This window comes from Bacillus sp. EKM420B (assembly GCF_011065565.1).
GTDB classification, from domain to species: domain Bacteria; phylum Bacillota; class Bacilli; order Bacillales; family Bacillaceae; genus Bacillus; species Bacillus velezensis.
The window spans coordinates 181,580-202,685 of the sequence record NZ_JAAMNX010000002.1 but is presented as its reverse complement, the minus strand read 5'-3'; the positions used below and the strand labels follow the sequence as shown (position 1 = coordinate 202,685).

At 45.9% G+C, this 21,106-nt stretch carries 23 protein-coding genes and 1 pseudogene; 3 read left to right on the top strand and 21 right to left on the bottom strand.

Annotation, left to right across the window (positions count from 1 at the left end; genetic code table 11):
- The first annotated feature begins 108 nt into the window (after positions 1-108).
- A complete protein-coding gene (locus G9F48_RS05965; protein WP_003150774.1) occupies positions 109-1,302 on the top strand; it encodes a NupC/NupG family nucleoside CNT transporter in 1,194 nt (397 codons plus the stop codon).
- A gap of 47 nt (positions 1,303-1,349) precedes the next feature.
- Here G9F48_RS05965 and G9F48_RS05960 read toward each other — a convergent pair whose 3' ends face one another.
- The 3 genes from G9F48_RS05960 to G9F48_RS05950 all read right to left on the bottom strand — a co-directional run bounded on the left by G9F48_RS05960 (position 1,350) and on the right by G9F48_RS05950 (position 4,771).
- Positions 1,350-2,024, bottom strand: a complete 675-nt coding sequence (locus G9F48_RS05960; RefSeq protein ID WP_165409209.1) for a DUF3298 and DUF4163 domain-containing protein — start codon at positions 2,022-2,024, stop codon at positions 1,350-1,352.
- A 140-nt stretch (positions 2,025-2,164) separates the two neighbouring features.
- The gene (locus tag G9F48_RS05955) at positions 2,165-2,413 is read right to left on the bottom strand and encodes a hypothetical protein (RefSeq protein ID WP_046341506.1); all 249 of its coding nucleotides are present in this window, start codon (positions 2,411-2,413) and stop codon (positions 2,165-2,167) included.
- A 306-nt stretch (positions 2,414-2,719) separates the two neighbouring features.
- Positions 2,720-4,771 (bottom strand): catalase, encoded by a 2,052-nt coding sequence (locus G9F48_RS05950; protein ID WP_103526494.1) that lies wholly within the window; start codon positions 4,769-4,771, stop codon positions 2,720-2,722.
- Between the two features lie 200 nt (positions 4,772-4,971).
- Between G9F48_RS05950 and citH the strand changes: the two genes are divergently transcribed.
- Positions 4,972-6,252, top strand: coding sequence for a citrate transporter CitH (gene citH / locus G9F48_RS05945; RefSeq protein WP_146283933.1), 1,281 nt, complete (start codon positions 4,972-4,974; stop codon positions 6,250-6,252).
- Between the two features lie 41 nt (positions 6,253-6,293).
- Here citH and bglS read toward each other — a convergent pair whose 3' ends face one another.
- On the bottom strand, positions 6,294-7,025 hold the full coding sequence (gene bglS / locus G9F48_RS05940) for a beta-glucanase (protein WP_003150769.1): 732 nt from the start codon (positions 7,023-7,025) through the stop codon (positions 6,294-6,296).
- 249 nt (positions 7,026-7,274) lie between these two features.
- Complete coding sequence (gene licT / locus G9F48_RS05935) at positions 7,275-8,108, bottom strand: BglG family transcription antiterminator LicT (protein ID WP_070082586.1); 834 nt, start codon at positions 8,106-8,108, stop codon at positions 7,275-7,277.
- Positions 8,109-8,279: 171 nt separating this feature from the next.
- Here licT and G9F48_RS05930 point away from each other — a divergent pair, with 171 nt between their 5' ends.
- On the top strand, positions 8,280-9,530 hold the full coding sequence (locus G9F48_RS05930) for an MFS transporter (RefSeq protein ID WP_165409208.1): 1,251 nt from the start codon (positions 8,280-8,282) through the stop codon (positions 9,528-9,530).
- A gap of 31 nt (positions 9,531-9,561) precedes the next feature.
- Here G9F48_RS05930 and G9F48_RS05925 read toward each other — a convergent pair whose 3' ends face one another.
- The 16 genes and pseudogenes from G9F48_RS05925 to G9F48_RS05855 form a co-directional block, all read right to left on the bottom strand.
- A complete protein-coding gene (locus G9F48_RS05925; RefSeq protein ID WP_165409207.1) occupies positions 9,562-11,001 on the bottom strand; it encodes a DEAD/DEAH box helicase in 1,440 nt (479 codons plus the stop codon).
- Positions 11,002-11,055: 54 nt separating this feature from the next.
- Complete coding sequence (locus G9F48_RS05920; protein WP_165409206.1) at positions 11,056-11,430, bottom strand: hypothetical protein; 375 nt, start codon at positions 11,428-11,430, stop codon at positions 11,056-11,058.
- Positions 11,431-11,466: 36 nt separating this feature from the next.
- Positions 11,467-11,727: a DNA-binding protein gene (locus G9F48_RS05915; protein WP_165409205.1), complete on the bottom strand. Its 261-nt coding sequence runs from the start codon at positions 11,725-11,727 to the stop codon at positions 11,467-11,469.
- A 16-nt stretch (positions 11,728-11,743) separates the two neighbouring features.
- Positions 11,744-12,109, bottom strand: a complete 366-nt coding sequence (locus G9F48_RS05910) for a YxiJ family protein (RefSeq protein WP_165409204.1) — start codon at positions 12,107-12,109, stop codon at positions 11,744-11,746.
- Position 12,110: 1 nt separating this feature from the next.
- A complete protein-coding gene (locus G9F48_RS05905; RefSeq protein ID WP_165409203.1) occupies positions 12,111-12,956 on the bottom strand; it encodes a DNA-binding protein in 846 nt (281 codons plus the stop codon).
- 1 nt (position 12,957) lies between these two features.
- Positions 12,958-13,563 carry a hypothetical protein gene (locus tag G9F48_RS05900; protein ID WP_165409202.1) on the bottom strand — a complete coding sequence of 202 codons (606 nt, stop codon included), beginning with the start codon at positions 13,561-13,563 and terminating at the stop codon, positions 12,958-12,960.
- Positions 13,545-14,054, bottom strand: coding sequence for a YxiF family protein (locus tag G9F48_RS05895; protein WP_165409201.1), 510 nt, complete (start codon positions 14,052-14,054; stop codon positions 13,545-13,547). The genes G9F48_RS05900 and G9F48_RS05895 overlap by 19 nt, the downstream gene beginning before the upstream one ends.
- A gap of 61 nt (positions 14,055-14,115) precedes the next feature.
- Positions 14,116-14,943, bottom strand: coding sequence for a hypothetical protein (locus G9F48_RS05890; RefSeq protein ID WP_165409200.1), 828 nt, complete (start codon positions 14,941-14,943; stop codon positions 14,116-14,118).
- Between the two features lie 42 nt (positions 14,944-14,985).
- Positions 14,986-15,465, bottom strand: coding sequence for a hypothetical protein (locus G9F48_RS05885; protein ID WP_165409199.1), 480 nt, complete (start codon positions 15,463-15,465; stop codon positions 14,986-14,988).
- A gap of 67 nt (positions 15,466-15,532) precedes the next feature.
- Positions 15,533-15,940 carry a YxiG family protein gene (locus tag G9F48_RS05880; RefSeq protein ID WP_101562564.1) on the bottom strand — a complete coding sequence of 136 codons (408 nt, stop codon included), beginning with the start codon at positions 15,938-15,940 and terminating at the stop codon, positions 15,533-15,535.
- A pseudogene (locus G9F48_RS19700) lies at positions 15,921-16,282 on the bottom strand (hypothetical protein). The gene G9F48_RS05880 and the pseudogene G9F48_RS19700 overlap by 20 nt, the downstream one beginning before the upstream one ends.
- 62 nt (positions 16,283-16,344) lie before the next feature.
- A complete protein-coding gene (locus G9F48_RS05875) occupies positions 16,345-16,554 on the bottom strand; it encodes a hypothetical protein (protein ID WP_015387497.1) in 210 nt (69 codons plus the stop codon).
- Between the two features lie 357 nt (positions 16,555-16,911).
- Positions 16,912-17,976 (bottom strand): polysaccharide lyase family 1 protein, encoded by a 1,065-nt coding sequence (locus tag G9F48_RS05870; protein WP_094247371.1) that lies wholly within the window; start codon positions 17,974-17,976, stop codon positions 16,912-16,914.
- Between the two features lie 141 nt (positions 17,977-18,117).
- Positions 18,118-19,029: a DMT family transporter gene (locus G9F48_RS05865; protein WP_064107995.1), complete on the bottom strand. Its 912-nt coding sequence runs from the start codon at positions 19,027-19,029 to the stop codon at positions 18,118-18,120.
- Positions 19,030-19,175: 146 nt separating this feature from the next.
- Positions 19,176-19,622, bottom strand: coding sequence for a universal stress protein (locus G9F48_RS05860; protein WP_017418568.1), 447 nt, complete (start codon positions 19,620-19,622; stop codon positions 19,176-19,178).
- Positions 19,623-19,703: 81 nt separating this feature from the next.
- On the bottom strand, positions 19,704-21,101 hold the full coding sequence (locus G9F48_RS05855) for a 6-phospho-beta-glucosidase (RefSeq protein ID WP_165409198.1): 1,398 nt from the start codon (positions 21,099-21,101) through the stop codon (positions 19,704-19,706).
- Positions 21,102-21,106 lie beyond the last annotated feature (5 nt).

The following is a 21,106-nucleotide window of genomic DNA, read 5'->3' as shown; positions in this document are numbered from 1 at the left end:
TCTATTCTTTTCTTTTGGCTCTTATTTATCACACTTTCTGGCTTTCAGGAATTTGTGACGAATAAGAGCTTTTTTTATTTCCATAATACCCTTATAGGAGTTGCTCACATGTACTTTTTATTGAACATTGTCGGTCTCATTGTTGTCATGGCTGTTGTTTTCTTATGCTCTCCCAACAAGAAGAAGATTAAATGGCGTCCGATTGTCATGCTCCTCGTCTTTGAGTTTCTGATTACTTGGTTTATGTTAGGGACAAAAGTCGGCGGCTTTGTCATCGGGAAGATCGGCGCGTTCTTTACATGGCTGATTTCCTGCGCCAGTCAAGGGATTGCGTTCGCCTTTCCGTCTGTCATGGCGAACCCGACGGTTGATTTTTTCTTCAGCGCATTGCTGCCGATTATCTTCGTCGTGACCTTCTTTGATATGCTGTCGTATTTCGGTATTCTGCCGTGGCTCATTGATAAAATCGGCTGGCTGATTTCTAAAATATCCCGTCTGCCGAAGCTGGAGAGCTTTTTCTCCATCCAGATGATGTTTTTAGGAAATACGGAAGCTTTAGCCGTCATCCGCCAGCAGCTTGCCGCCGTCAGCAACAATCGGCTTCTGACTTTCGGGCTGATGAGCATGAGCAGCATCAGCGGCTCGATCATCGGATCGTATTTGACGATGGTTCCGTCCACTTATGTGTTTACAGCCATCCCGCTGAATTGCTTAAATGCGCTTTTAATCGCCAATATGCTGAATCCCGTGGACGTTTCTAAAGAGGATGATATTATTTACGTTCCTTCAAAAGCGGAGAAAAAAGACTTCTTCTCCACGATTTCTAACAGTATGCTTGTCGGCATGAACATGGTCATTGTCATTTTAGCGATGGTAATCGGCTATGTGGCGTTAACGGCTGCGTTAAACGGCGTACTCGGACTGTTCATGCACGGTTTGACCATTCAAAAGATTTTCTCATACATCTTCAGTCCGTTTGCCTTCCTTCTCGGATTAGGCGTACATGACGCGATGTATGTCGCACAGCTGATGGGCATCAAGCTCGCGACGAATGAATTTGTGGCAATGGCCGATCTGAAAGGGCAGCTGAAATCACTTCCGCCGCACACGATTGCCGTGGCTACGACATTCCTGACATCATTCGCAAACTTCAGCACCATCGGTATGATCTACGGATCTTATCAATCTCTGCTTGATGGTGAAAAGTCAGCCATCATCGGAAAAAACGTCTGGAAGCTGCTTGTCAGCGGAATTGCCGTTTCCTTATTGAGCGCGGCGATTGTCGGATTGTTTGTCTGGTAAAAGAAAAAAAGCGATACCGCTCCGTTTTGGAGTGATATCGCTTTTTTTTATTGATAGACGGATGCAGGCACGAAAACGTCCCGGATTCCTGCCGCGTACGGTCCGAGATCATATTGTCCAAACACAACGGCAATGCCGTTTTTCGTAAAGAAGAAAGGTCTTTCGTTATTGAGGATGATCTCTTGTTTTTTGACGTCCTGGTCAAACAGATCGTCATGTTTCTTGATGTAGCCGTAAAGATAGTCTCTCGTTTTGTTGGCTTTCGTTTTTGTATTGAGCACATCATTGAGTGTGACCCGTTTTTTTGCGGCCAGGTCGTAATTAAAGGTCTGAACGGCTGTCAGCCCGTGTGCGCCGCCTGTGTAACTGTAGTTTTCCGTCTGAATGCTGAGCTTGCCGTCTTGATTATACTTCACCTTGAAATCTGCCTGGTATTCCGCTTTGTAGCCTTGTTTTTCACCGTCTTTTTTGTTTTTTACATATTCTTTGTACGAGTTTTCAATATAGCGTTTGAAGTCCTGATTGATTTTCTTTTCAAAAGATGCGTTTCCCGTATTTGTGACCTCGGGGTACGTCAGCTGCTTTACATGCTTATACGTCTGGCTTTTGACGACGGGCTTTGCAGTTTGCGCGGCCTCGGCTGAAGGCGCGAAACCTCCGAACGGCGCGGCTGTCAGCACGGTTAAGAGCACGGCCGCCATCATTTTGAATGCCTTTTTCATCACAACTCCTCCTTTTCATTACCGTTCCCCTTTTGAAAACGGATTACACTCTATAGACAGCGCAGATCAGCAAATTGTTTCTGGGCCTTCTTTCACATTTTCTCCATGAAAAAAAGAGACATGGATAATCCACGCCTCTTTTACCGTGAAGGTCTTTGTGCAATGGCTTCATAAACGGCTTCCGCCAAATCGGAGTTGCCGAACATCTCCAAAACGCCGATGACGGTTTGATCAGGAATCGGTTCTGATTCCTCCTTCGGCACGACAAGCTCTTCAGCCGTTTTTCGCAGCTCTTCGTTTAAAGGCTGTCCGGGGTAAGCTTTGCTGTAAATGGCCATCGGATCAAGGTCATGATTGACGCACCATTGGGCAAACACCAAAATCATCATGTTTTCGTCACGCCGGTAATATTCTTCGAGTTGTTTTTCGGTAAACGGCTTCACTATCAATCGCTCCTCCAGAAAATCTACCCCTAAGATACACAAACACAGGGCGGAAGTAAACCAAAGAGGGTGAAACATATTATTTCATCAACCCGCCTGCTTTAAATAGCGCATACCCTGACTCTCTAAACCTGTTGTCTGAATGTCCCGGACAGCGGAAGGTACGGATTCGCACGGAAGCAATTTTCGTTTTCTCCCAATATTCTTTCACAAGAAAAAAGCGCCCCTCTCATCAAAGGCGCTTTTTCATTCTTATACGTTTCTGTCCCAATGCCGATGCTCAGCCACGGCTTTCAGAAATTGTTCATGGTTTCCGTCCGGAACAAGACCGGGGCCGCTTTCGGTTCCGGCGGCGAGGGCGAGAAGTTCTTTTCCTTCACCGGAGGCGCCGATCGCTTTGTAATGACTGAAAGCTTCGTTGACGAAGTCTCTGGCCGATTTTTGGGCTTTGAGGCTGTCTGTGCTTTGTTTTCCGCCCGGAATGAAAACAGCGTCGTACAGGACGGAATCCACTGTCAGGAAAGTGGCTGACGCTTCGAGCTCCGTACCGTTTTCTCCCTTGACGGTTCCCAGCGCGGGGCTGATGATATCGGCTCTGACTCCCGCCTGTTTGCATGCGTCAAGCACTTGTTTGACTTTCTCATCAGAAAACCCGTGGTCGGTTAAAACCGCAACCTGCCTTGTCGCTGCCGTCTTCACCGTGTTTTCCTGGCTTAAGGCAGGGGAAGTGAACGTTTCATCAGATTCACGGTCCTTCGGCGGCGGGTTCACGCCGATTCCTTTCGCAACACGCTCGGCAAGCCCGGCGTCGACATGACTGAAGACATCAACCACCTGCTGCTGCACATCCTTGCTGTTCACTTTTCCGACCTCAAAACAGAACGCGGAGATGATATGTTCTTTTTCGGCGGGAGACATGCTGTTCCAGAACATCTTGGCCTGAGAAAAATAGTCATTGAAGCTCTCACTGCGCTGGCGGATTTTTCTGCCTTCTACTTTTTCCTGGTAATGAACGTATCCGCCTTCTTCTTCTGAGGCCGGCGACGGATCATTGTTCTGCAGAGAATTTTTATGATAGGCGACAGGGCCCTTATTAATCGTCATCCGGTGGTAGCCGTCGTATTGGTTGTTATGGAACGGGCAGACCGGCCGGTTGATCGGAATCTCGTGAAAATTCGGCCCGCCAAGACGGATGAGCTGTGTATCTGTATAAGAGAAAAGCCGTCCCTGCAGGAGCGGATCATTGGTGAAATCAATGCCCGGCACGACATTTCCCGGATGAAAGGCGACCTGTTCCGTTTCCGCAAAGACATTGTCCTGATTGCGGTCGAGGGTCATTTTTCCGATCAGCTTGACGGGAACCAACTCCTCCGGCCACAGCTTCGTCGGATCAAGGATATCGAAATCAAATTTAAATTCATCTTCTTCGTCAATCATCTGAACACCGAGCTCATACTCGACTTTGCCGCCGTTTTCAATCGTTTCCCACAGATCGCGCCTGTTGAAATCGGGATCTTTCCCGGCAATTTTCTGCGCTTCATCCCATACGAGGGAATGAACGCCGAGCACGGGTTTCCAGTGGAATTTGACAAAGCGCGCTTTTCCTTTCTCGTTGACGAAACGGAACGTATGCACACCGAAGCCCTCCATCATCCGATAGCTTCGCGGGATGCCGCGGTCAGACATCGTCCACATGACCATGTGCGCGGATTCAGGATTGTTTGCGACAAAATCCCAGAACGTATCATGAGCCGTCGCAGCCTGCGGCATTTCATTGTGCGGTTCCGGTTTTATGGCGTGAACGAGATCCGGGAATTTAATCGCGTCCTGAATGAAGAACACCGGAATATTGTTTCCGACGAGGTCATAGTTCCCTTCTTCAGTATAAAACTTCGTCGCAAATCCCCTGGCGTCACGGACGGTGTCGGCTGACCCCTTGGAGCCCGCCACTGTTGAGAAACGGACGAAAACAGGTGTTTTGACGGACGGGTCCTGCAAAAATTTCGCCCGTGTATATTCCGTCATCGGTTCGTACACCTGAAAATGCCCATGAACGCCGTACCCGCGCGCATGAACGACCCGTTCCGGAATCCGCTCGTGGTCAAAGTGCGTCATTTTTTCACGAAAATGAAAATCCTCCATCAGCGTGGGGCCGCGGACGCCCGCTTTTAAAGAATGCTCATCCTCAGACACGCGAAGCCCCTGATTGGTCGTCATTTTTTTGCCGCTGTTATCAGATCGGTACTGCTCCAGCTGTTCGTCCTTTGAGTGTTCATTTACTCGTTTGTTTTGATCATCACTCATGTCAGTTCCCCCTTCTAAAACGAAACATTCTACAGCACATTTACCCGCGGCGTTCTTCAAATAAACTGCTGATCCGCTCATTAGGATTTTAGGTCTGTATTTACATATGCGGTCATACACATTTTGAAATAAGCCATTTTCACAGAAACAAAATGTGAAAGCGCTTACCAAAACAGCTGTTGAACAGGGGAGGTCATATCATGCTTGCCATACTCGGTTTTGTGATGATGATTGTTTTTATGTACCTTATTATGTCTAACCGGCTTTCCGCTCTTATTGCTTTGATTGTCGTTCCCGTTGTGTTTGCCCTGATCAGCGGATTTGGCAAAGATCTCGGCGGGATGATGATTCAGGGCGTTACAGACCTCGCTCCTACCGGGATCATGCTGTTATTCGCCATCCTGTATTTCGGCATTATGATTGACTCAGGTTTGTTTGATCCCCTCATTGCCAAAATCCTATCGCTTGTCAAAGGAGATCCGTTAAAAATCGCCATCGGCACAGCGGTTCTGACGATGACCATTTCGCTGGACGGAGATGGGACAACAACGTATATGATTACGATTGCGGCAATGCTGCCCCTTTACAAACGGCTCGGCATGAACCGTTTGGTGCTGGCGGGGATTGCGATGCTCGGTTCGGGCGTCATGAATATTATTCCGTGGGGCGGGCCGACGGCGAGGGTTTTGGCTTCCTTGAAATTGGACACGTCAGAAGTTTTTACGCCGCTGATTCCCGCTATGATCGCCGGCGTTCTCTGGGTGATCGCCGTTGCTTATCTCCTCGGAAAAAAAGAACGGAAGCGTCTCGGCATCATTTCGATTGAACACGCGCCGTCTTCTGATCCGGAGGCGGCGCCGCTGAAGCGTCCCGCTCTCCAGTGGTTTAACCTGCTGCTGACTGTCGCTCTGATGGCCGCGCTGATCACCAGCCTGCTTCCCATCCCTGTTCTTTTTATGATCGCGTTCGCCATCGCCTTGATGATCAACTATCCAAATGTCAAAGAGCAGCAGAAACGGATTTCGGCGCATGCGGGTAATGCGTTAAACGTTGTCTCAATGGTGTTTGCGGCAGGCATATTTACAGGCATTCTCTCAGGCACAAAAATGGTCGATGCGATGGCGCATTCTCTCGTTTCCCTCATCCCTGATGCCATGGGTCCGCATCTGCCGTTGATCACGGCGATTGCAAGCATGCCTTTCACCTTTTTCATGTCGAATGACGCCTTTTACTTCGGTGTGCTTCCCATCATCGCCGAAGCCGCTTCCGCTTACGGAATAGACGCCGCTGAAATCGGAAGAGCCTCCTTGCTGGGCCAGCCGGTGCATCTGCTCAGCCCGCTTGTGCCATCCACCTATCTATTGGTCGGAATGGCAGGCGTCAGCTTTGGCGACCATCAAAAATTCACCATCAAATGGGCCGTGGGGACAACGATTGTGATGACGATTGCGGCGCTTTTGATTGGGATTATTTCGTTTTAATTAAAAAAGGATTTCCGCTGGCGGAAATCCTTTTCTGTACATTATTTTTTTGTATAGCGCACCCAGTCATAATGAGCGTATAGCGGATTTACACCATTGTAGGAACCGAGCCAGTCATCGACACCTATCCCATTCCACAAGTTCATCATGATCTTTCCCGGTGTTGTCGGGATTTGACTTGTCGCAGTATGTTTTAATTGCCCATCGACATACCATTTAATAGAGTTCGGCTGCCAATCGAACGCATACGTATGATAGGCATTGGCCGCGTCAAATCCGAGATCCGCAACCTTCTCATGGTTTCCCGCGCCATTTGTATAATAATTAAATTGAACCTTTGTCGTGTCTTTTCCTAAAAATTCGATATCAATCTCATCCCAAGGGGTACCATCCGTTGGACCTGTATAAGTGAAGAACGATGAAACGATCCCCGTGTTTTTAGCCGGTTTCATTCTGACTTCATAAAGTCCATAGCCATAGGTTTGAGCGGAGCGGTTCTCCCCGCAGTCAAACTTGTTATAAGACGGGCTTGTAAGCGCCAAACGCATTTCACCTGATGACGTCACGGATACATTATTTGCACGCCAAGTGCAGTTGAACATATCTCCATTGGAGTAACCATTTGCTTTTTGCCAGAAACCGGAATTATAGCTGTTAAAAGGTTCAAAAAACGATCCGCCTGTTTGAGCTGATGCAGCAGAAGTGATCGCACACAAACTCAAAAACAATCCAGTGACAAGAATGAGCAGCACTCGTTTCATACGATAAAACATGTCGGCATTCCCCTTTCTTTGAAAGCGATTTCTTTATCGATCATACATGATTCTGTTAAAAGGGAACATCGGTCAGAATAATGATAATAACGAATCTTAAAAAAACCTAAATTACCATCAGCACAGTAAGAGATGATCCGCACTCATTGTAATTTAGGTTTTGCCTGCTTATGAGTAACAATCCTAACAAGATCATATGTGAATGTAAGAAAAAATGAATACAAGAAAACAAAAATGCCAACGCTTTCATTATGCTTGTTTGACTACCCTTTCTATGTGAATCGTTAAATACAGCAGCTCGTCACTGGTGAGCTTGTGCTCATACGCCCTCTCAATGCATGTTTGGATTTTCTTCGTGCATTCATACGCCCGATGGTATTTTTCTTTCACTGTCTCCAGCAAAAAGTCGTCCTGGCTTTCCATATGTGTGCCGTTAAAAAGACGCTGCGCGAAAAACTTTAAGTGGGTGACAAATCGATAATAGTGAAGCGATTCTTCGTTGAATTCAATCTTAAAATGGTATTTTACGATCCTCAAAATCTCTTGCATGACTTTTGTAATGTTGATGATATTGGGCATCTCTTCATTCAGCTCGGCATTTACAATATGCAGCGCAATAAAGCCTGCTTCATCCTCCGGCAGCGACACGCCAGTCTTGTTTTTCACCATGGCCAACGCTTGTTTGCCGATTGCAAATTCGTCTTTGTACAGCCGTTTCGTTTCCCACAGCAAGGCGTTTTTGATATCCAGCCCTTTCTTATTGCGCTGGATCGCAAAGTTAATATGATCGGTCAGCGATACATAGATGCTGTCGTTGAGCTTTTTGCCGAGCTGTAATTTCGCATAGCTGATAATCTCCTCGGATACTTCCATACACTCGATCGGAATATCATACAAAAGGGTTTTGAACTTTTCGGATACATCTTTGTTATCGAGAGTGAACACTTTCTCAATGCGGGCTTCATCTACCGGATCTCCCGTTTTCTTTTGAAAAGCAATGCCCCGGCCCATGATGACCAATTCCTGATTGCCTTCTTTGAGCACACTGACGACATTATTATTAATGACTTTCGCAATCTTCAATTCCGTCTCCCTCCCGCCTGACCATTTACCTGCTACACCTTGATTGTACATCCTTTTTGTACTAGGTCAATATCTCCAGGTCAATCAGAAAACGCCGTTCAGAAATCATTGTCCAACGATGAGGCAGAGGCGCATATAATGCAGAGAACCGGTTTTTGGGAAGGAGCGTGTGTGATGAAACGGTTTTCGAAAGAAGAAAGCAGCTGGATGCTGTATGATTGGGCCAATTCAGCTTATTCGGTCATTATTATGACGGCGGTGTTTCCCTTGTTTTTTAAAGCGGCGGCGGCGGAAAACGGCGTCAGCGCGGCTGATTCCACCGCTTATTTGGGCTATACGATTGCCGCCGCGACTTTTATTTTGGCGATGCTCAGCCCCGTCTTAGGAACGATTGCCGACTACAAAGGATGCAAGAAACGGTTTTTTGCCTTCTTTTTTCTGATCGGTGTGGCGGGCACCGCCGCGCTGGCTTTGATTCCCGGCGAATCTTGGATGCTGTTATTAATTTGTTATACGATTTCTACGATCGGCTTTGCCGGGTCTAATGTGTTTTATGATGCGTTTCTCGTTGATGTGGCCGCAAAGGAGCGGATGAATATGGTGTCCGCCAGGGGGTTTGGGCTGGGCTATATCGGCAGTACAATCCCTTTTCTCCTCAGCATTGCCGTGATTCTGTCAGCACAAGCGGAGGTGATTCCGCTGTCCGCCCAGACTGCGGGCCGCATTGCCTTTTTGATTACGGCGGCATGGTGGGGACTGTTTTCGATTCCGCTCCTTCTCCGCGTCCGCCAGCGCTATTATATCGAGAGGGAGCCGCGGCTTGTGATCAGCAGTTTTATACGGCTGGCCGGCACGCTGAAGCAGATCAGGAAGCACCGGGCGCTGTTTTTGTTTCTGCTCGCCTATTTCTTCTACATCGACGGGGTCGGCACCATCATTACGATGTCCACGTCATACGGGGCTGACCTCGGCATCAGCGCGGCAAATCTGCTGATTGTTTTATTTGTCACACAGGTCGTCGCCGCGCCTTTTTCGATTTTGTACGGACGGCTGGCCGAACGGTTTAAAGGAAAAACGATGCTTTATGTCGGAATCGGCGTGTATATGATTGTCTGCACGTATGCTTATTTTATGGATTCCGCTTTTGATTTCTGGGTTTTGGCTATGCTTGTCGCCACTTCCCAAGGAGGTATTCAGGCGCTGAGCCGCTCTTACTTTGCCAAGCTTGTCCCCAAACAGAACGCCAATGAGTTTTTCGGCTTTTATAATATTTTCGGCAAGTTCGCTTCGATTATCGGCCCGCTTTTGATTGCCGTCACCGCCCAGCTGACCGGAAATTCGTCAGCCGCCGTGTTCAGCCTGATCATTTTGTTTGTAATCGGGATTGGCATCCTTGCGTTTGTGCCCGAGGAGACGGCGTAAAAAAAGCCTGCGCGCGGCAGGCTTTCTTTTTTTATTTCTTGGCTTTATGGACTTTCAGTTTTTTGCCTTTGACCGTCGTATTTTTCATGATGTCAAGAACGTGCGGGCCTTTGCCGTTCAGAATTTCGACGTACGATGCGTTGTCCAGAATCGTGATAATCCCGATATCATCGGCTGAAACGCCGTCGATTTTCGCGATCGTCCCGACAAAATCGACCGCTCTGAGTTTTTTCTTTTTCCCGCCGTTAAAATACAGTTTCATGATGTCTTTGTTTAACTGTTCGCTTTTGTCTGTTTTGGCATCGGGGCGGGCGTTCAATTTTTCCGCAAATGCCGCTTTCCGTCCCGCTGTTTCTTTTTCCGACGGCGCTTCCCGCTTTTGGATGCGGAAACCGATATATGTCTCAATGTCATTCAGAAACCGCGATTCAGACGGCGTCACAAACGTAACGGCCCGTCCGCGGTGTCCGGCGCGGCCCGTTCTGCCTGTGCGGTGCACATAGCTTTCTTTTTCAAGCGGAATATCATAATTGATGACGAGGCTGATGTTTTCGATATCAATTCCTCTGGCGGCAACGTCGGTCGCAATGAGATAGCGGAACTCGCCGCGCTTGAATTCATTCATGACGTCAAAGCGGTCTTCCTGCACCATGCCGCCGTGAATTTTATCGCAAGGGTAGCCCAGCCTGTCCAGCTCATCGGTTAACTGTATGACTCTTTCTTTTGTCCGGCAGAATATGATGCAGCTGTCCGGGTTTTCGGTGATCAGGACATCACGCAGCAAAGATGTTTTGTCCTCTTCTTCTGTTCTGGTGACAAAATGCTCAATGTCTTTTGTCGTCAGGCCTTCCGCTTTTACTTCAATCAATTCAGGGTCTTTCATATATGTGCGGCTCAGCTTCTCGACGTCATCCGGCAGCGTCGCTGAAAACAGCATGGTGACTCTGTTTTTCGGCAGATGCTGAATGATGGCTTCCACCTGTTCAATAAATCCCATATTCAGCATTTCATCCGCTTCGTCAATCACCACATACGCCAGCCGCTCAAGCGGCAGCGTCCCTTTTTCTATATGATCAAGCACACGCCCCGGTGTTCCGGCAACGACGTGGCTTTTTTGCTTCAGTTCGGTTTTCTGTTTGTCAAAAGAAGCTTTTCCGAAAACCGCCGTGGCTTTTATCCGTTTGAAACGGCCGATATTCGTGATATCTTCTTTAATCTGCGCCGCAAGCTCGCGGGTCGGCGTTAAAATCAGGGCCTGCGGTTTGTTTTCCTCCCACTCCGCAAGCTCGCAGATCGGAATGCCGAAGGCCGCGGTTTTGCCGCTGCCCGTCTGCGATTTGACGACGAGGTCTTTTTTTTGCAGCGCGGCGGGGATGACGCGCCGCTGCACTTCAGTCGGCTCGGTGTATTGCAAGCCATTCAGCGCCCGTCGGATCTCGGGGCTGATCGCATATTCATTAAACTCATTCATGACTAAACTCCTTCTCTGTCCGGCTCCCCTCATTATACGCGAAATGCCGCCGCTTTACCCTGACGTTTTGCCGGGCCGTTCGGGGGACTGCTTTTTCTTCATGTCGAGCACGACCCATTTGGCGCAATAAAAGCTCATGCTTCCTTCCCCGTCATTGACATAGTAGCGGATCGATTCCCAGCCGCCGTCGACCGGGCTGATATCCAGATGGATGTCGGTGATGCTTTCAAGATCATCCAGCCGGGCAGACCTCACATCCTCAAAGCGCAGCACGGCATCATACTGTCCGTCAGTCAGCTTCAGCTCAAACACCGGGATTTTATCATAATACTCGTTATATCCGGTATAGAACATAAACTCCGTCAATTCAAAACAACCCGGCGAATTCGGCCCCAGCAGAACTGCTTTCTCATGTTTGTGCCACTCCATTTTGCGCCTCCTTTTTTTCACCTGAATTGACATGTCTTACAAAGCCCCATGAACTTCTTTATATTCCTGCACCCAATCTCTTAATTCTTCTAACGTATGCAGATACGCATCAGGCGAATCTTTCAGATCAAACCCGCTCAAATATACGAGCATCTCCCAAACGGTTTCGTCCTCAACCGCCGGATCATCTGCAGCCACGTACTCGCACGCCCAATCCGACACTTCTTCCCTCGCCGCTTGACCGTTCAGGATCAGACCAGCCTTTTTCAGACATTCTGCTATTGTGGGTTCTTTCACGTTAGAAGCCTGCCTTTCATTTCTTGTTTAAAATGCTGACTAACAGCCTCCTGGCCCGTTCGTGCCGCCCGATTTCCCGGCTGAGCTCCGGATAATCCGTTAAAGCGTTTTTCAGCTGCGCATATTGCGGATACAGCTCAAAAAAGGATTTATATAAGGCTTTACGCTGCCGTGCAGGCATTTGTTTATTCGCCAACACAAAATCTAAGCTGCCGCAGACAAGCGCGAAATACTCATAAAAATCCCCAGCGCAGGCAGCACCCTTAAAGTATTCTTCGAATCTCCCTGCATCTGAAGGCAGCGGACCCTCTAATTCTTTTTTGTGTAATTTCAGGTTTCGGATGACGTCATCATTTAAAGAATATCTGTTGGATTTCATCATCTCATTTTGCCGCTTTCCAATTACTGATATCCCGCTTATAAATCCCCGAATTCGAGACCACGTAAATGGCATTGCCAGTCAGCTTCAGCTGATGCCCGGAAAGCTCATCGCCATCCGGATCACAGCACGTCACCTCTTGCATCGGCAGACTGACATCGGCCGGAATGAGAGACAGTGAATGATCATCTTTGCATACCCAAAACCCGTCATCAGAAATCGCTAGCTGGTCGTAAACCCCGGAATATGTTTTATCAGAAATAATCCAAACTCGTTTCACGTCGGTTTCATCAAACGCAGCAATGACTGTATAAGAGTAATACAGCATGTAGATCAGTCCGTCTTTTTCTGCAAGTGCATAGCAGTCATCTGCCGCGGGCGCGTATATTTCCGAAAGCTGCTGATCAATGTGAGTTTTCTTCAGCCGGCCATCTAATGAATAGCACAGCACACTGTGCCCATCAGGATTTTCATCACTATAAATACCTTCATCACTTAAACCGATCCACAGCTTTTGTTTTTCGTCCAAAAGACTGCATGAAACCCCTGAAGGCAGAGAAAATGCACATTGTTCTGTTCCATCTGCTGAAAGTACCTTCACTTTATACTCATGCGATTCAAAGTAAATCAACACATACCTGTCAGCCAAACTCTGTTGAAACAGCATAATATCCTCACACAGAATTTGTTCATCGATATGAATCACTCGGCTATCGCCGGATTCGTCGATGATCGTAAACGAAAGACCGTCATTCTGATGCCTTCCGAGATACAGACGCCCGCAGTTATCAAAATGACAAAAACATCCTTTTACTGATTCATCGTGTATCTTATTCATTTTTATTTTCATGTCATGGCCCCTTGAATTTATAATGCGCGGCGAGCTTTTTTTGAAATTCATCCCGAACGATCTGATCCGGGAATACAACTGATACCCAGTCTAAAACATGATTATCTAAGGGCCTCCATGATCCTAACGTTTTTCCCGCAATCTCCTGATCAATGCCTAGAATACAGATCTCAAAATCTCTCTCTCCGTAAATCGCCCACTTTAAAGTCGGTGAAGCCCATACGACGCGGGATGCAATATTCATTATGCAGTCATTTTTACTGTGCTTTGGATAATCAGTTAAGATTGAAAGATATTCATCTTCGGTTATATTTAAAGGAATCTTTAACCAGTCAAAATAGCCGAATTCCACGTGAAACCGATTCATATCATCAGGTTGTTCCAGAACAGCCATTAAGATAAATTCATCGTGATGATGATGCGCCAAACTTTTGAGCATTTCCCAACCTTCTTCAGACAAGACCCAGTGGAATTCCTCGAATAGATAATAATGTTTTCGTTGTTTAAATACTTGTTCGGGCAACGTTTTGTCTTCATGAAATAAGGAATATATTTGAGATTGAAAGACTGCCGATTCCTTTGTGTTCTTTATAAAAAAGGGATGCATCTTGTACCTCTTTTCGGCGGTTTATACGCAAGCTCACAGCCGTATTCTGTGTGAAATAAACAGATAGCAAATGAGAAGGACGGCTCAACTACAATAAAGCTGTTAGAAAGCAGCCGGCCTTCAATATCTATAAAATCCATGAGACAGTGCAGATGACATGCACAATCCTTCAGCGCACATTTGATAGCGCCGACTTCATCACTATACGGATGAAACAGATAAACAATATCATTCATCCGTTCAACCCCCGTATCCGCAATGATTTCTAAAATAAGCGATATGGCTGTCTCCTTGTCGCTTATATCAACTTCACGCACTGCACTTGGGAAAGAATTCGATAATATAGTCTCAAATATCTGCCTGCTTTGTTCTGCCTCAGCTAATTGATAAACAAACCCTGATTCTTCACAAGATCTTAACGAGTCACGCACCTGTTTCATTAAAAAATGCCTCTTGTTTTCCTCAAGCTTGTCAATTAACTTTTCTCTCATCACTGAACACTTCCTTACAGGATATTTTCACTCTGCCGGCATGTATGCTGCATAGAAGTAATTAATACTTCACCAGATATAAATCGTTATCACTAAAGATAAACATGCGGTCCTGTACGGCTCTGTACGTTGTTTCTCCTTTTCTATCAATACCGTGTATCATGACGTCAGCCTCTGATAAGCCTTTGTTCTCTTCATGAAATGCAAATAGGGTATCCTCGTGACTCTGAATCAGAAGCACCCTTTTTTTCGAAACGGATAGCTGATCACAATAGGAGTATTGATCGCCGTTTAGCACATATTCTGCAACAGTACGAATTCTGTCCCGTCCAATCTGATAATGCCCGATGACACAGCAATCCTCTCCCTCGAAACATACATACAAATCAGATTTGATCGATTGTACGGCATAGCATTCATGCATCATTTCTTTAAAATCGTCTTCAAAATAAAACGTTCTGTCTTCTGCATGAAAAGCAAATATCGCTTTTCCTTGAGGATTTCTCTCATCATACATACCCTCGTCCGTTAATCCGATCCATAATAATCCATCCTCACCCAGATGAAATACATTGGCGCTTAATAGAAAAGAACAAATCGGATTGATTTTATTACTGTTTATGCAGTATGCGGCTAATTGACACGTATGATTTTCCAGGTAAACGATCACGATTGTGTTATCATACGAATCAATCAGATAGAAATGGGCATCTTCAGAAAATCCGTGTAACTCTTTTTTGATTAAAAGAGAGCTGCCTTTCATAACCTCCAATATTACTTTGTGATCGTGCACCGACACAATAAATACCTGATCATCCCGACCCGCATTGAAATAGATGATGTGCTCTCTTTTATATGACCCAACCCGCTCCGCGGTAAGTTTCAACATCAGCAACACTCCATAGATTAAGAATCTGGAATTTATATCAAATTAATCAATGATATATAAATCTGCTGCATCAAATTCAAACCAAATGATTTTTTCATTATTTTCAGTAGTTACATCAACCTTTTGAGTGTTCAGGTTCATATAGGACTTATTTTTGGCAGGATTTGCTATTATAACAACAAAGTCATTGATCGATGCTAAAAAATATAATTCATCTAATAAGTGATCTGCCATCAATTCTTCTTTGGTTAGGGCACATTCAATATGAATGAACTTTTTCGATACAGTATTCATATTTATCATTTTCTTTTCAACCTTCTTCTTCCATTCTTCAATAAAAGAAGGTGATGCCATTACTTCTATCAGAACTGTTTCGAATTCTAAGTCATTCATTAATTGAGAAAAAGTATCTTTACTCACTAGATCACATGAATAAATCGAATTGTATTTAAGCGGATTAATCACATCCAGATTCCCTATAGCCCTCAATGATTCTTTTTGTAAATTTAAAGGAGTGTTCATGTTTGCCTCCGCGAACGATTTCGTTATGTAAGAAAAGAGAGGCTGGGAACCTCTCTTATTTGTTTATTTATGATCTTGAATGATACGCATAAAATGATTGGTCGTCAAAGCGAACTGTTTCAGCTTCTACAGCAATCAGCATTCTGTTCATGTCAATGAGAAAATTAGCATTTGATTGATACTCCGGAATTACAGCATTTGATAGATTACCGATTCCTTCCGGGTGGTAACTCATCTCAAATACTTGCCAATTGTATTCTTCAGGATCTATTTTTTCTAATCTCATATCACCAATATCTGCACTGAAATAAACAGATGCTACATTTTGAAAAAGAATGTTATGCGTATATTCGGCTTTATTTTCAACGACCTGAATCTTAAGTGAAAGTTCTTTTTTAAACACTTGAAAATCAAAATGAAGGACAGCGCACCCCCCATCTATGTAATCTACCCATTCATTTATTGTTTTGTACATCGTTTATCTCCCTAAAGTTTTGGAGTCTTTGAGATCTGATTTTAGAGTCTACACGAAAAGTTCTAGCTTCTCTTCATTACGAATATTCGTTTTCTTTATCTATACTCAAAATAAAAAATGGTTCAATTGTTTCTAAACGTATCCTGTCTTGATTGCCTGCTAATAACGCTTCGATCACTGATGTCAGCATTTTATATTCACTTTCTAATAAACGGCAGAGTAATCGCGGGCGATTACTTTATTATGTTCCAACATTTCAAACATTGTTGAGATAAAAGGATCATCCTCCGCCTCTTGATACCTTCTTGGTGTTATTTCAAGTTCCAGACAGCTGTCTCCGATTTTGGTCGCTGTCTCCTCCCTTTGAGTGAGAGAGGCTGGGAACCTCTCTTCACATTAATAGACTAGGATTCATTTAACATTTCAATCATTTCTGCCGCTTCTAAGTACAATTCATTTATCCTGTTTTGAATTTCTTCTGCGATTTCTTCATCACTTTCTAGATCTGATAAATATCCCGCTTTACCTGAAAACAACTTTTTTTCACAAACCCATATATCAAAATGATCTACACAATAGCCGTCTTCATTATCGTGAAAGCCGGTGCCGCCCAAATAGGCTGCAAAAAAAAATATCAGTGAATGATAGGTATTCTCCCGACTCTTCCAAAAGCAGCTTCAATTTTCAATCCCATTTTTCTAAACGTTTCTTGATTGTTTCATAATTTGTTTAATGCGATTCGTTCAAAATGTTTTTCTATTCAGGTTGATGTTTTCATGTTACTCTCCGGTATTCTGGCGGTTAGGGTGAGTTAAGTTCCACTTCTTGTGCAACACAGTTTTAACAATAGTAATATTATTGAAATTGTTTATCAATATTTCCCTAGGTATTTAAGGTTATTTTAAGGATTATAGGAATTTTGAACCTTTTATTCATATAAAAAAACCGCCGGCTGCCGGCGGTTTTTCGTATTATGGATAGCGGAGATTTGTATTTTGCGCTCCCGCGTAGGATTGGGCGAAGTTTTTGGCGTCCTGGGCTGAAAGCGTGCCATAGCTGTAATTTGATCTCGGATTCCAGCCGGTGCGCGGTGATTTCGGGGCTTTGAGCGACGGGAATGAACCGATGTCGGTGAATTGGGCCGTCCCGTAGTCGTCTATCATTCCGCCTTTTTCATTTCCGTTACCGAAATAGTTGGCTTCTGAGAAGACAGTCGCGTTTGTATGAATGGTGAATCCTAAATTGAAATTGGTCACATAGTTGTTTTTCGCGTGAAAATAGCCGTATCTCATCAGGCCCGGTGAACGCACATAGACGTTATTAAAATAGTTGTTGGTGATCGTCATATGCGGATAGCCGATATAATTGCGTCCCTCGTTATCATCATTCGGATAACCGAGAATCAGGCCGTACAGATGGTCTGTGAATTTAGAGTTAGACAGCGTCACAAAATCCGCTTTGGCGCCGACATACAGAAGCTTTCCCAAATCGCTGCGGCTGTTCGGATTGTAGCTGTGTCCTTCAAACCACACGTGGTCAATCCAGTAATTCTGTCCGTTCGCTATGTACATCGGAATGTCGTTGTTGCCTGTAATGGCGGCATTATGGCTGATAATGAGATTTTTGAAAATCACATTGTTTGAGCCGGAGCCGGTGGTCAGATAGATGTTGGTCAGCCTGTGGCTGGTATAAGAGCCGACGATGGTTTTATTGGCGCCGACTGTCACAACGGCTTTACCCGGGGAAGAAATATCACTTGTGATGACGATGGTTTTGCGGTCCGTTCCGCCCGCATTGTTTTTCAGATCATTGAGATTGCTGACGTAGACGACGGGGCCGCCCTGGCCTCCCGATACGGCGGATTTTGCTTTTCCGTTATGATCCTTCGCATTGCCAGCGAATCCGGTAAGTCCCTGCATCACATCCGGATAAGCCGCTGCCGCTTCTGCCTGCTTGGATGCGGAACATACGATGGCCAGACAAAGCGCAAAGCCGAGTGCAGCCAAGAAAGCGAGATGACGCGTCTTCTTTTTCATGCCCTTCACTCCTTTAATCTCTTAAATTGTAAACACATGAAGTATTATACAATTACTATCCTCTTTTTCCATGATCTGTTTGTCTGCTTTTTCGTTATGGCTGAAAAGCCCCAAAATAAAAAAAGCAGCCGATACGGCCGCCTATATACGGGTGCTGTCTGCCTGAGTTTCCGCCGGCACGGCTTTTTGCTTTCGAATCAAGGACAGCGCCATCCCCGCAAAAATCATCACAATCCCCAAAGATTGATAAAGGTCGGGGCGAAATCCCGTAAATACGGTGTCAAGCACAATCGCCACCGCCGGATCAAGAAATACGATGATTGAAATAAACCGGGTGGATAAAAACCGCAAGCTGTCAAAAAAGAGCAAATACACAATTCCCGTATGAATGATACCGGTTGACACAATCATGATCCAGTTCACATGCGACAAATCAGAAAAAGCGCCGAAACGGACGAACGGGAGAAGAATGATAACGCCCAACCCGGTCTGCAAACAGGTGACCGCATATGGGCTGAGACTGTTGATACCTTTCCCGGCCAGTGTCGTAAAGGCGTAAAAAAGGGCGGCCAGCACGGCCCAAATAATACCCGATCCCATCAGCTGAGAAAATGACGTATTTCCGTTGATGCCGGAAATCAGGGCGGTGCCCAGAAAACAAATTACGATGGAAGTGACGGACACAATATGCAGTTTCTCCCGGTATATAAGGCTCCCTAGAAGAAGGACGAGAACCGGGGCCAGATGATAAACGGAAATCGCTATCGTCACTGATGTCTCCTCAAATGATTTAAATAAAAACACCCAGTTCAGCACGAGAAAAAATCCGCAGGCCAGTGTCTGCAGCACCTCACGCCGGTTCCATTGTTCGGTGCGGTACCGTCCGGAACCAAACCAGCAAACGCCCAGAAACAATGAGGCGCACAGACATCTCACAAAGACCAGTTCAATTGAAGGCACATTCGTATGTTCCGAGAAAAAGCCGATTGATCCGAAAATGACCATGGAAATGACCATTTTGATGACGGCATTTGATGTTTGTTCAGCTTGCATTGATTCGCTTCCCCCATATCATTGACTGTTTATTCAGACAAATACTAACAGCCATTTTACTTGATTCAGAGGAAGATTTCATCCTATTTTTCGAAAGACGGCGGTCTTTTCTCATAAAAAAACCCCGCATCAGCAGGGTCTTCTGTTTAATGAACGATCAGTACAGGACAAGGAGACAATTGTGAGACCTTATGGCTCACGCTTCCGAGCATCATTTCTTTAAATCCGCTGATTCCGCGGCTTCCGACGACAATCAGATTGAAATGCTGTTCTTTCGCTATGTTTAAAATTTGATGCGCAGGTTCGCCTTGAACGTACAGGCTTTCCGCATTTACCCCGCTTTCTGCCGCTTTCTGCTTGGCATCTTCCAGAATGGCCGCTCCTTTTTGCTCGACTTCATGTTTGATGTCTTCAATGAAGTTTTCCGGAACATAGACAATCCCTGTTAGGGCTGATGTGGAGACAACGGCTTCACGTCCCGCATAGAGAATGGTGAGTTCAGCCTGCTGTTCTTTCGCCAGATGGATCGCTGCGTCCAAAGCTTTGCTGCTCATGTCTGAACCGTCTACTGCTGCAAGAATTTTTTTAAACATATGAATCCCGCCTTTCTGCTTTTATTGTCCTCCTCTCTTTGCTGAATGTCAATTTTGCCGGCTTTCTCCGGAACATTGCGCTTACAGACTTTCTCCGTTTGTGGCGATGACGTTTTTATACCAATAAAAACTTTTCTTTTTCTTTCTTTCAAACGTGCCTTTTCCGTCATTGCCGCGGTCGACATAGATATAGCCGTAGCGTTTTTTCATTTCTGCCGTTGAGGCGCTGACGAGGTCAATCGGCCCCCACGACGTGTAGCCGATCAGGTCGACGCCGTCTTCAATCGCCTCTCTTGCCTCTATTAAATGATCACGCAGATAATTGATTCGATAATCATCCTGAATGGTTCCGTCCTCCTCCGGCTGATCAACCGCGCCGAGCCCGTTTTCGACGATGAAGAGCGGTTTCTGATAACGGTCGTACAGCGTGTTTAAGGTGATGCGCAAGCCCTTCGGATCAATCTGCCAGCCCCATTCGGAAGATTTCAGGTACGGGTTTTTCACGCCGCCGAGGAGATTTCCCTTAGATTGCGCCAGATCCTCAGGCGCCGTGCTGGCCGTCATCGACATGTAGTAGCTGAAGCCGATGTAATCCACCGTATGTTCTTTCAGTAGCGCCTCGTCTCCTTCCTTCATCTCGATCGTAATTCCGTTTTCTTTAAAGAAGCGCTTCATGTAGCCCGGGTAGCTGCCCCTTGCCTGCACATCAGAAAAGAACAGCGTGCTCCGCTCTTTTTGCAAAGCCGCATATACATCCTCCGGCTTCGGCGTCATCGGATACGTCGTCGTCGCGGCGATCATGCAGCCGATCTGGGAATCCGGGATGATCTCGTGGCCGGCTTTTACCGCCAGCGCGCTCGCCACAAATTGATGATGGGCCGCTTGGTACATCGTGTTTTGTTTATTTTCGCCTTCCCGGAATATAAGACCGCCGCCTGTAAACGGAGCATGAAGAACAACGTTGATTTCATTGAAGGTCATCCAATATTTCACCTTGTCTTTATAACGGGTGAAAACCGTCCGGGCGTACCGCTCATAGAAATCGACCGTCCGGCGGTTTCTCCAGCCGCCATAGTTTTTCACAAGACCGAGCGGCATCTCATAGTGAGAAATCGTGACGACCGGTTCGATCTGATGTTTTCTCAATTCGTCAAAAAGACGGTCGTAAAATTGCAGCCCTTCTTCGTTCGGTTCTGTTTCATCGCCGTTCGGAAAAATTCTCGTCCACGCAATGGAGGTGCGGAACGCTTTAAAGCCCATCTCTGCAAACAGGGCGATATCCTCTTGATAGCGGTGATAAAAATCAATCGCGTCGTGATACAGATTCAGCGCATCATCCGTCTCATGAAACGGAGACATAATGCCGTCCGGGGAGACATCCGCCGTAGAAAGTCCTTTGCCCCCTTCTTTATAAGCTCCTTCAATCTGATTGGCAGCCGTTGCGCCGCCCCATAAAAAACCTTCCGGAAATCTCTTCATGTTTT

Excerpts from the sequence above, each read along its gene's own strand:
- G9F48_RS05950 (WP_103526494.1), bottom strand. The coding sequence starts at position 4,771 with ATGAGTGATGATCAAAACAAACGAGTAAATGAACACTCAAAGGACGAA.
- G9F48_RS05925 (WP_165409207.1), bottom strand. The coding sequence starts at position 11,001 with ATGAATGAGTTTAATGAATATGCGATCAGCCCCGAGATCCGACGGGCG.
- G9F48_RS05860 (WP_017418568.1), bottom strand. The coding sequence starts at position 19,622 with ATGTTTAAAAAAATTCTTGCAGCAGTAGACGGTTCAGACATGAGCAGC.
- G9F48_RS05900 (WP_165409202.1), bottom strand. The coding sequence starts at position 13,563 with ATGCATCCCTTTTTTATAAAGAACACAAAGGAATCGGCAGTCTTTCAA.
- G9F48_RS05870 (WP_094247371.1), bottom strand. The coding sequence starts at position 17,976 with ATGAAAAAGAAGACGCGTCATCTCGCTTTCTTGGCTGCACTCGGCTTT.
- G9F48_RS05855 (WP_165409198.1), bottom strand. The coding sequence starts at position 21,101 with ATGAAGAGATTTCCGGAAGGTTTTTTATGGGGCGGCGCAACGGCTGCC.
- G9F48_RS05890 (WP_165409200.1), bottom strand. The coding sequence starts at position 14,943 with ATGTTGAAACTTACCGCGGAGCGGGTTGGGTCATATAAAAGAGAGCAC.
- G9F48_RS05910 (WP_165409204.1), bottom strand. The coding sequence starts at position 12,109 with ATGATGAAATCCAACAGATATTCTTTAAATGATGACGTCATCCGAAAC.
- G9F48_RS05865 (WP_064107995.1), bottom strand. The coding sequence starts at position 19,029 with ATGCAAGCTGAACAAACATCAAATGCCGTCATCAAAATGGTCATTTCC.
- G9F48_RS05960 (WP_165409209.1), bottom strand. The coding sequence starts at position 2,024 with ATGAAAAAGGCATTCAAAATGATGGCGGCCGTGCTCTTAACCGTGCTG.
- G9F48_RS05965 (WP_003150774.1), top strand. The coding sequence starts at position 109 with ATGTACTTTTTATTGAACATTGTCGGTCTCATTGTTGTCATGGCTGTT.
- G9F48_RS05905 (WP_165409203.1), bottom strand. The coding sequence starts at position 12,956 with ATGAAAATAAAAATGAATAAGATACACGATGAATCAGTAAAAGGATGT.
- G9F48_RS05920 (WP_165409206.1), bottom strand. The coding sequence starts at position 11,430 with ATGGAGTGGCACAAACATGAGAAAGCAGTTCTGCTGGGGCCGAATTCG.
- bglS (WP_003150769.1), bottom strand. The coding sequence starts at position 7,025 with ATGTTTTATCGTATGAAACGAGTGCTGCTCATTCTTGTCACTGGATTG.
- citH (WP_146283933.1), top strand. The coding sequence starts at position 4,972 with ATGCTTGCCATACTCGGTTTTGTGATGATGATTGTTTTTATGTACCTT.
- G9F48_RS05895 (WP_165409201.1), bottom strand. The coding sequence starts at position 14,054 with ATGAGAGAAAAGTTAATTGACAAGCTTGAGGAAAACAAGAGGCATTTT.
- G9F48_RS05885 (WP_165409199.1), bottom strand. The coding sequence starts at position 15,465 with ATGAACACTCCTTTAAATTTACAAAAAGAATCATTGAGGGCTATAGGG.
- G9F48_RS05955 (WP_046341506.1), bottom strand. The coding sequence starts at position 2,413 with ATGATGATTTTGGTGTTTGCCCAATGGTGCGTCAATCATGACCTTGAT.
- G9F48_RS05880 (WP_101562564.1), bottom strand. The coding sequence starts at position 15,940 with ATGTACAAAACAATAAATGAATGGGTAGATTACATAGATGGGGGGTGC.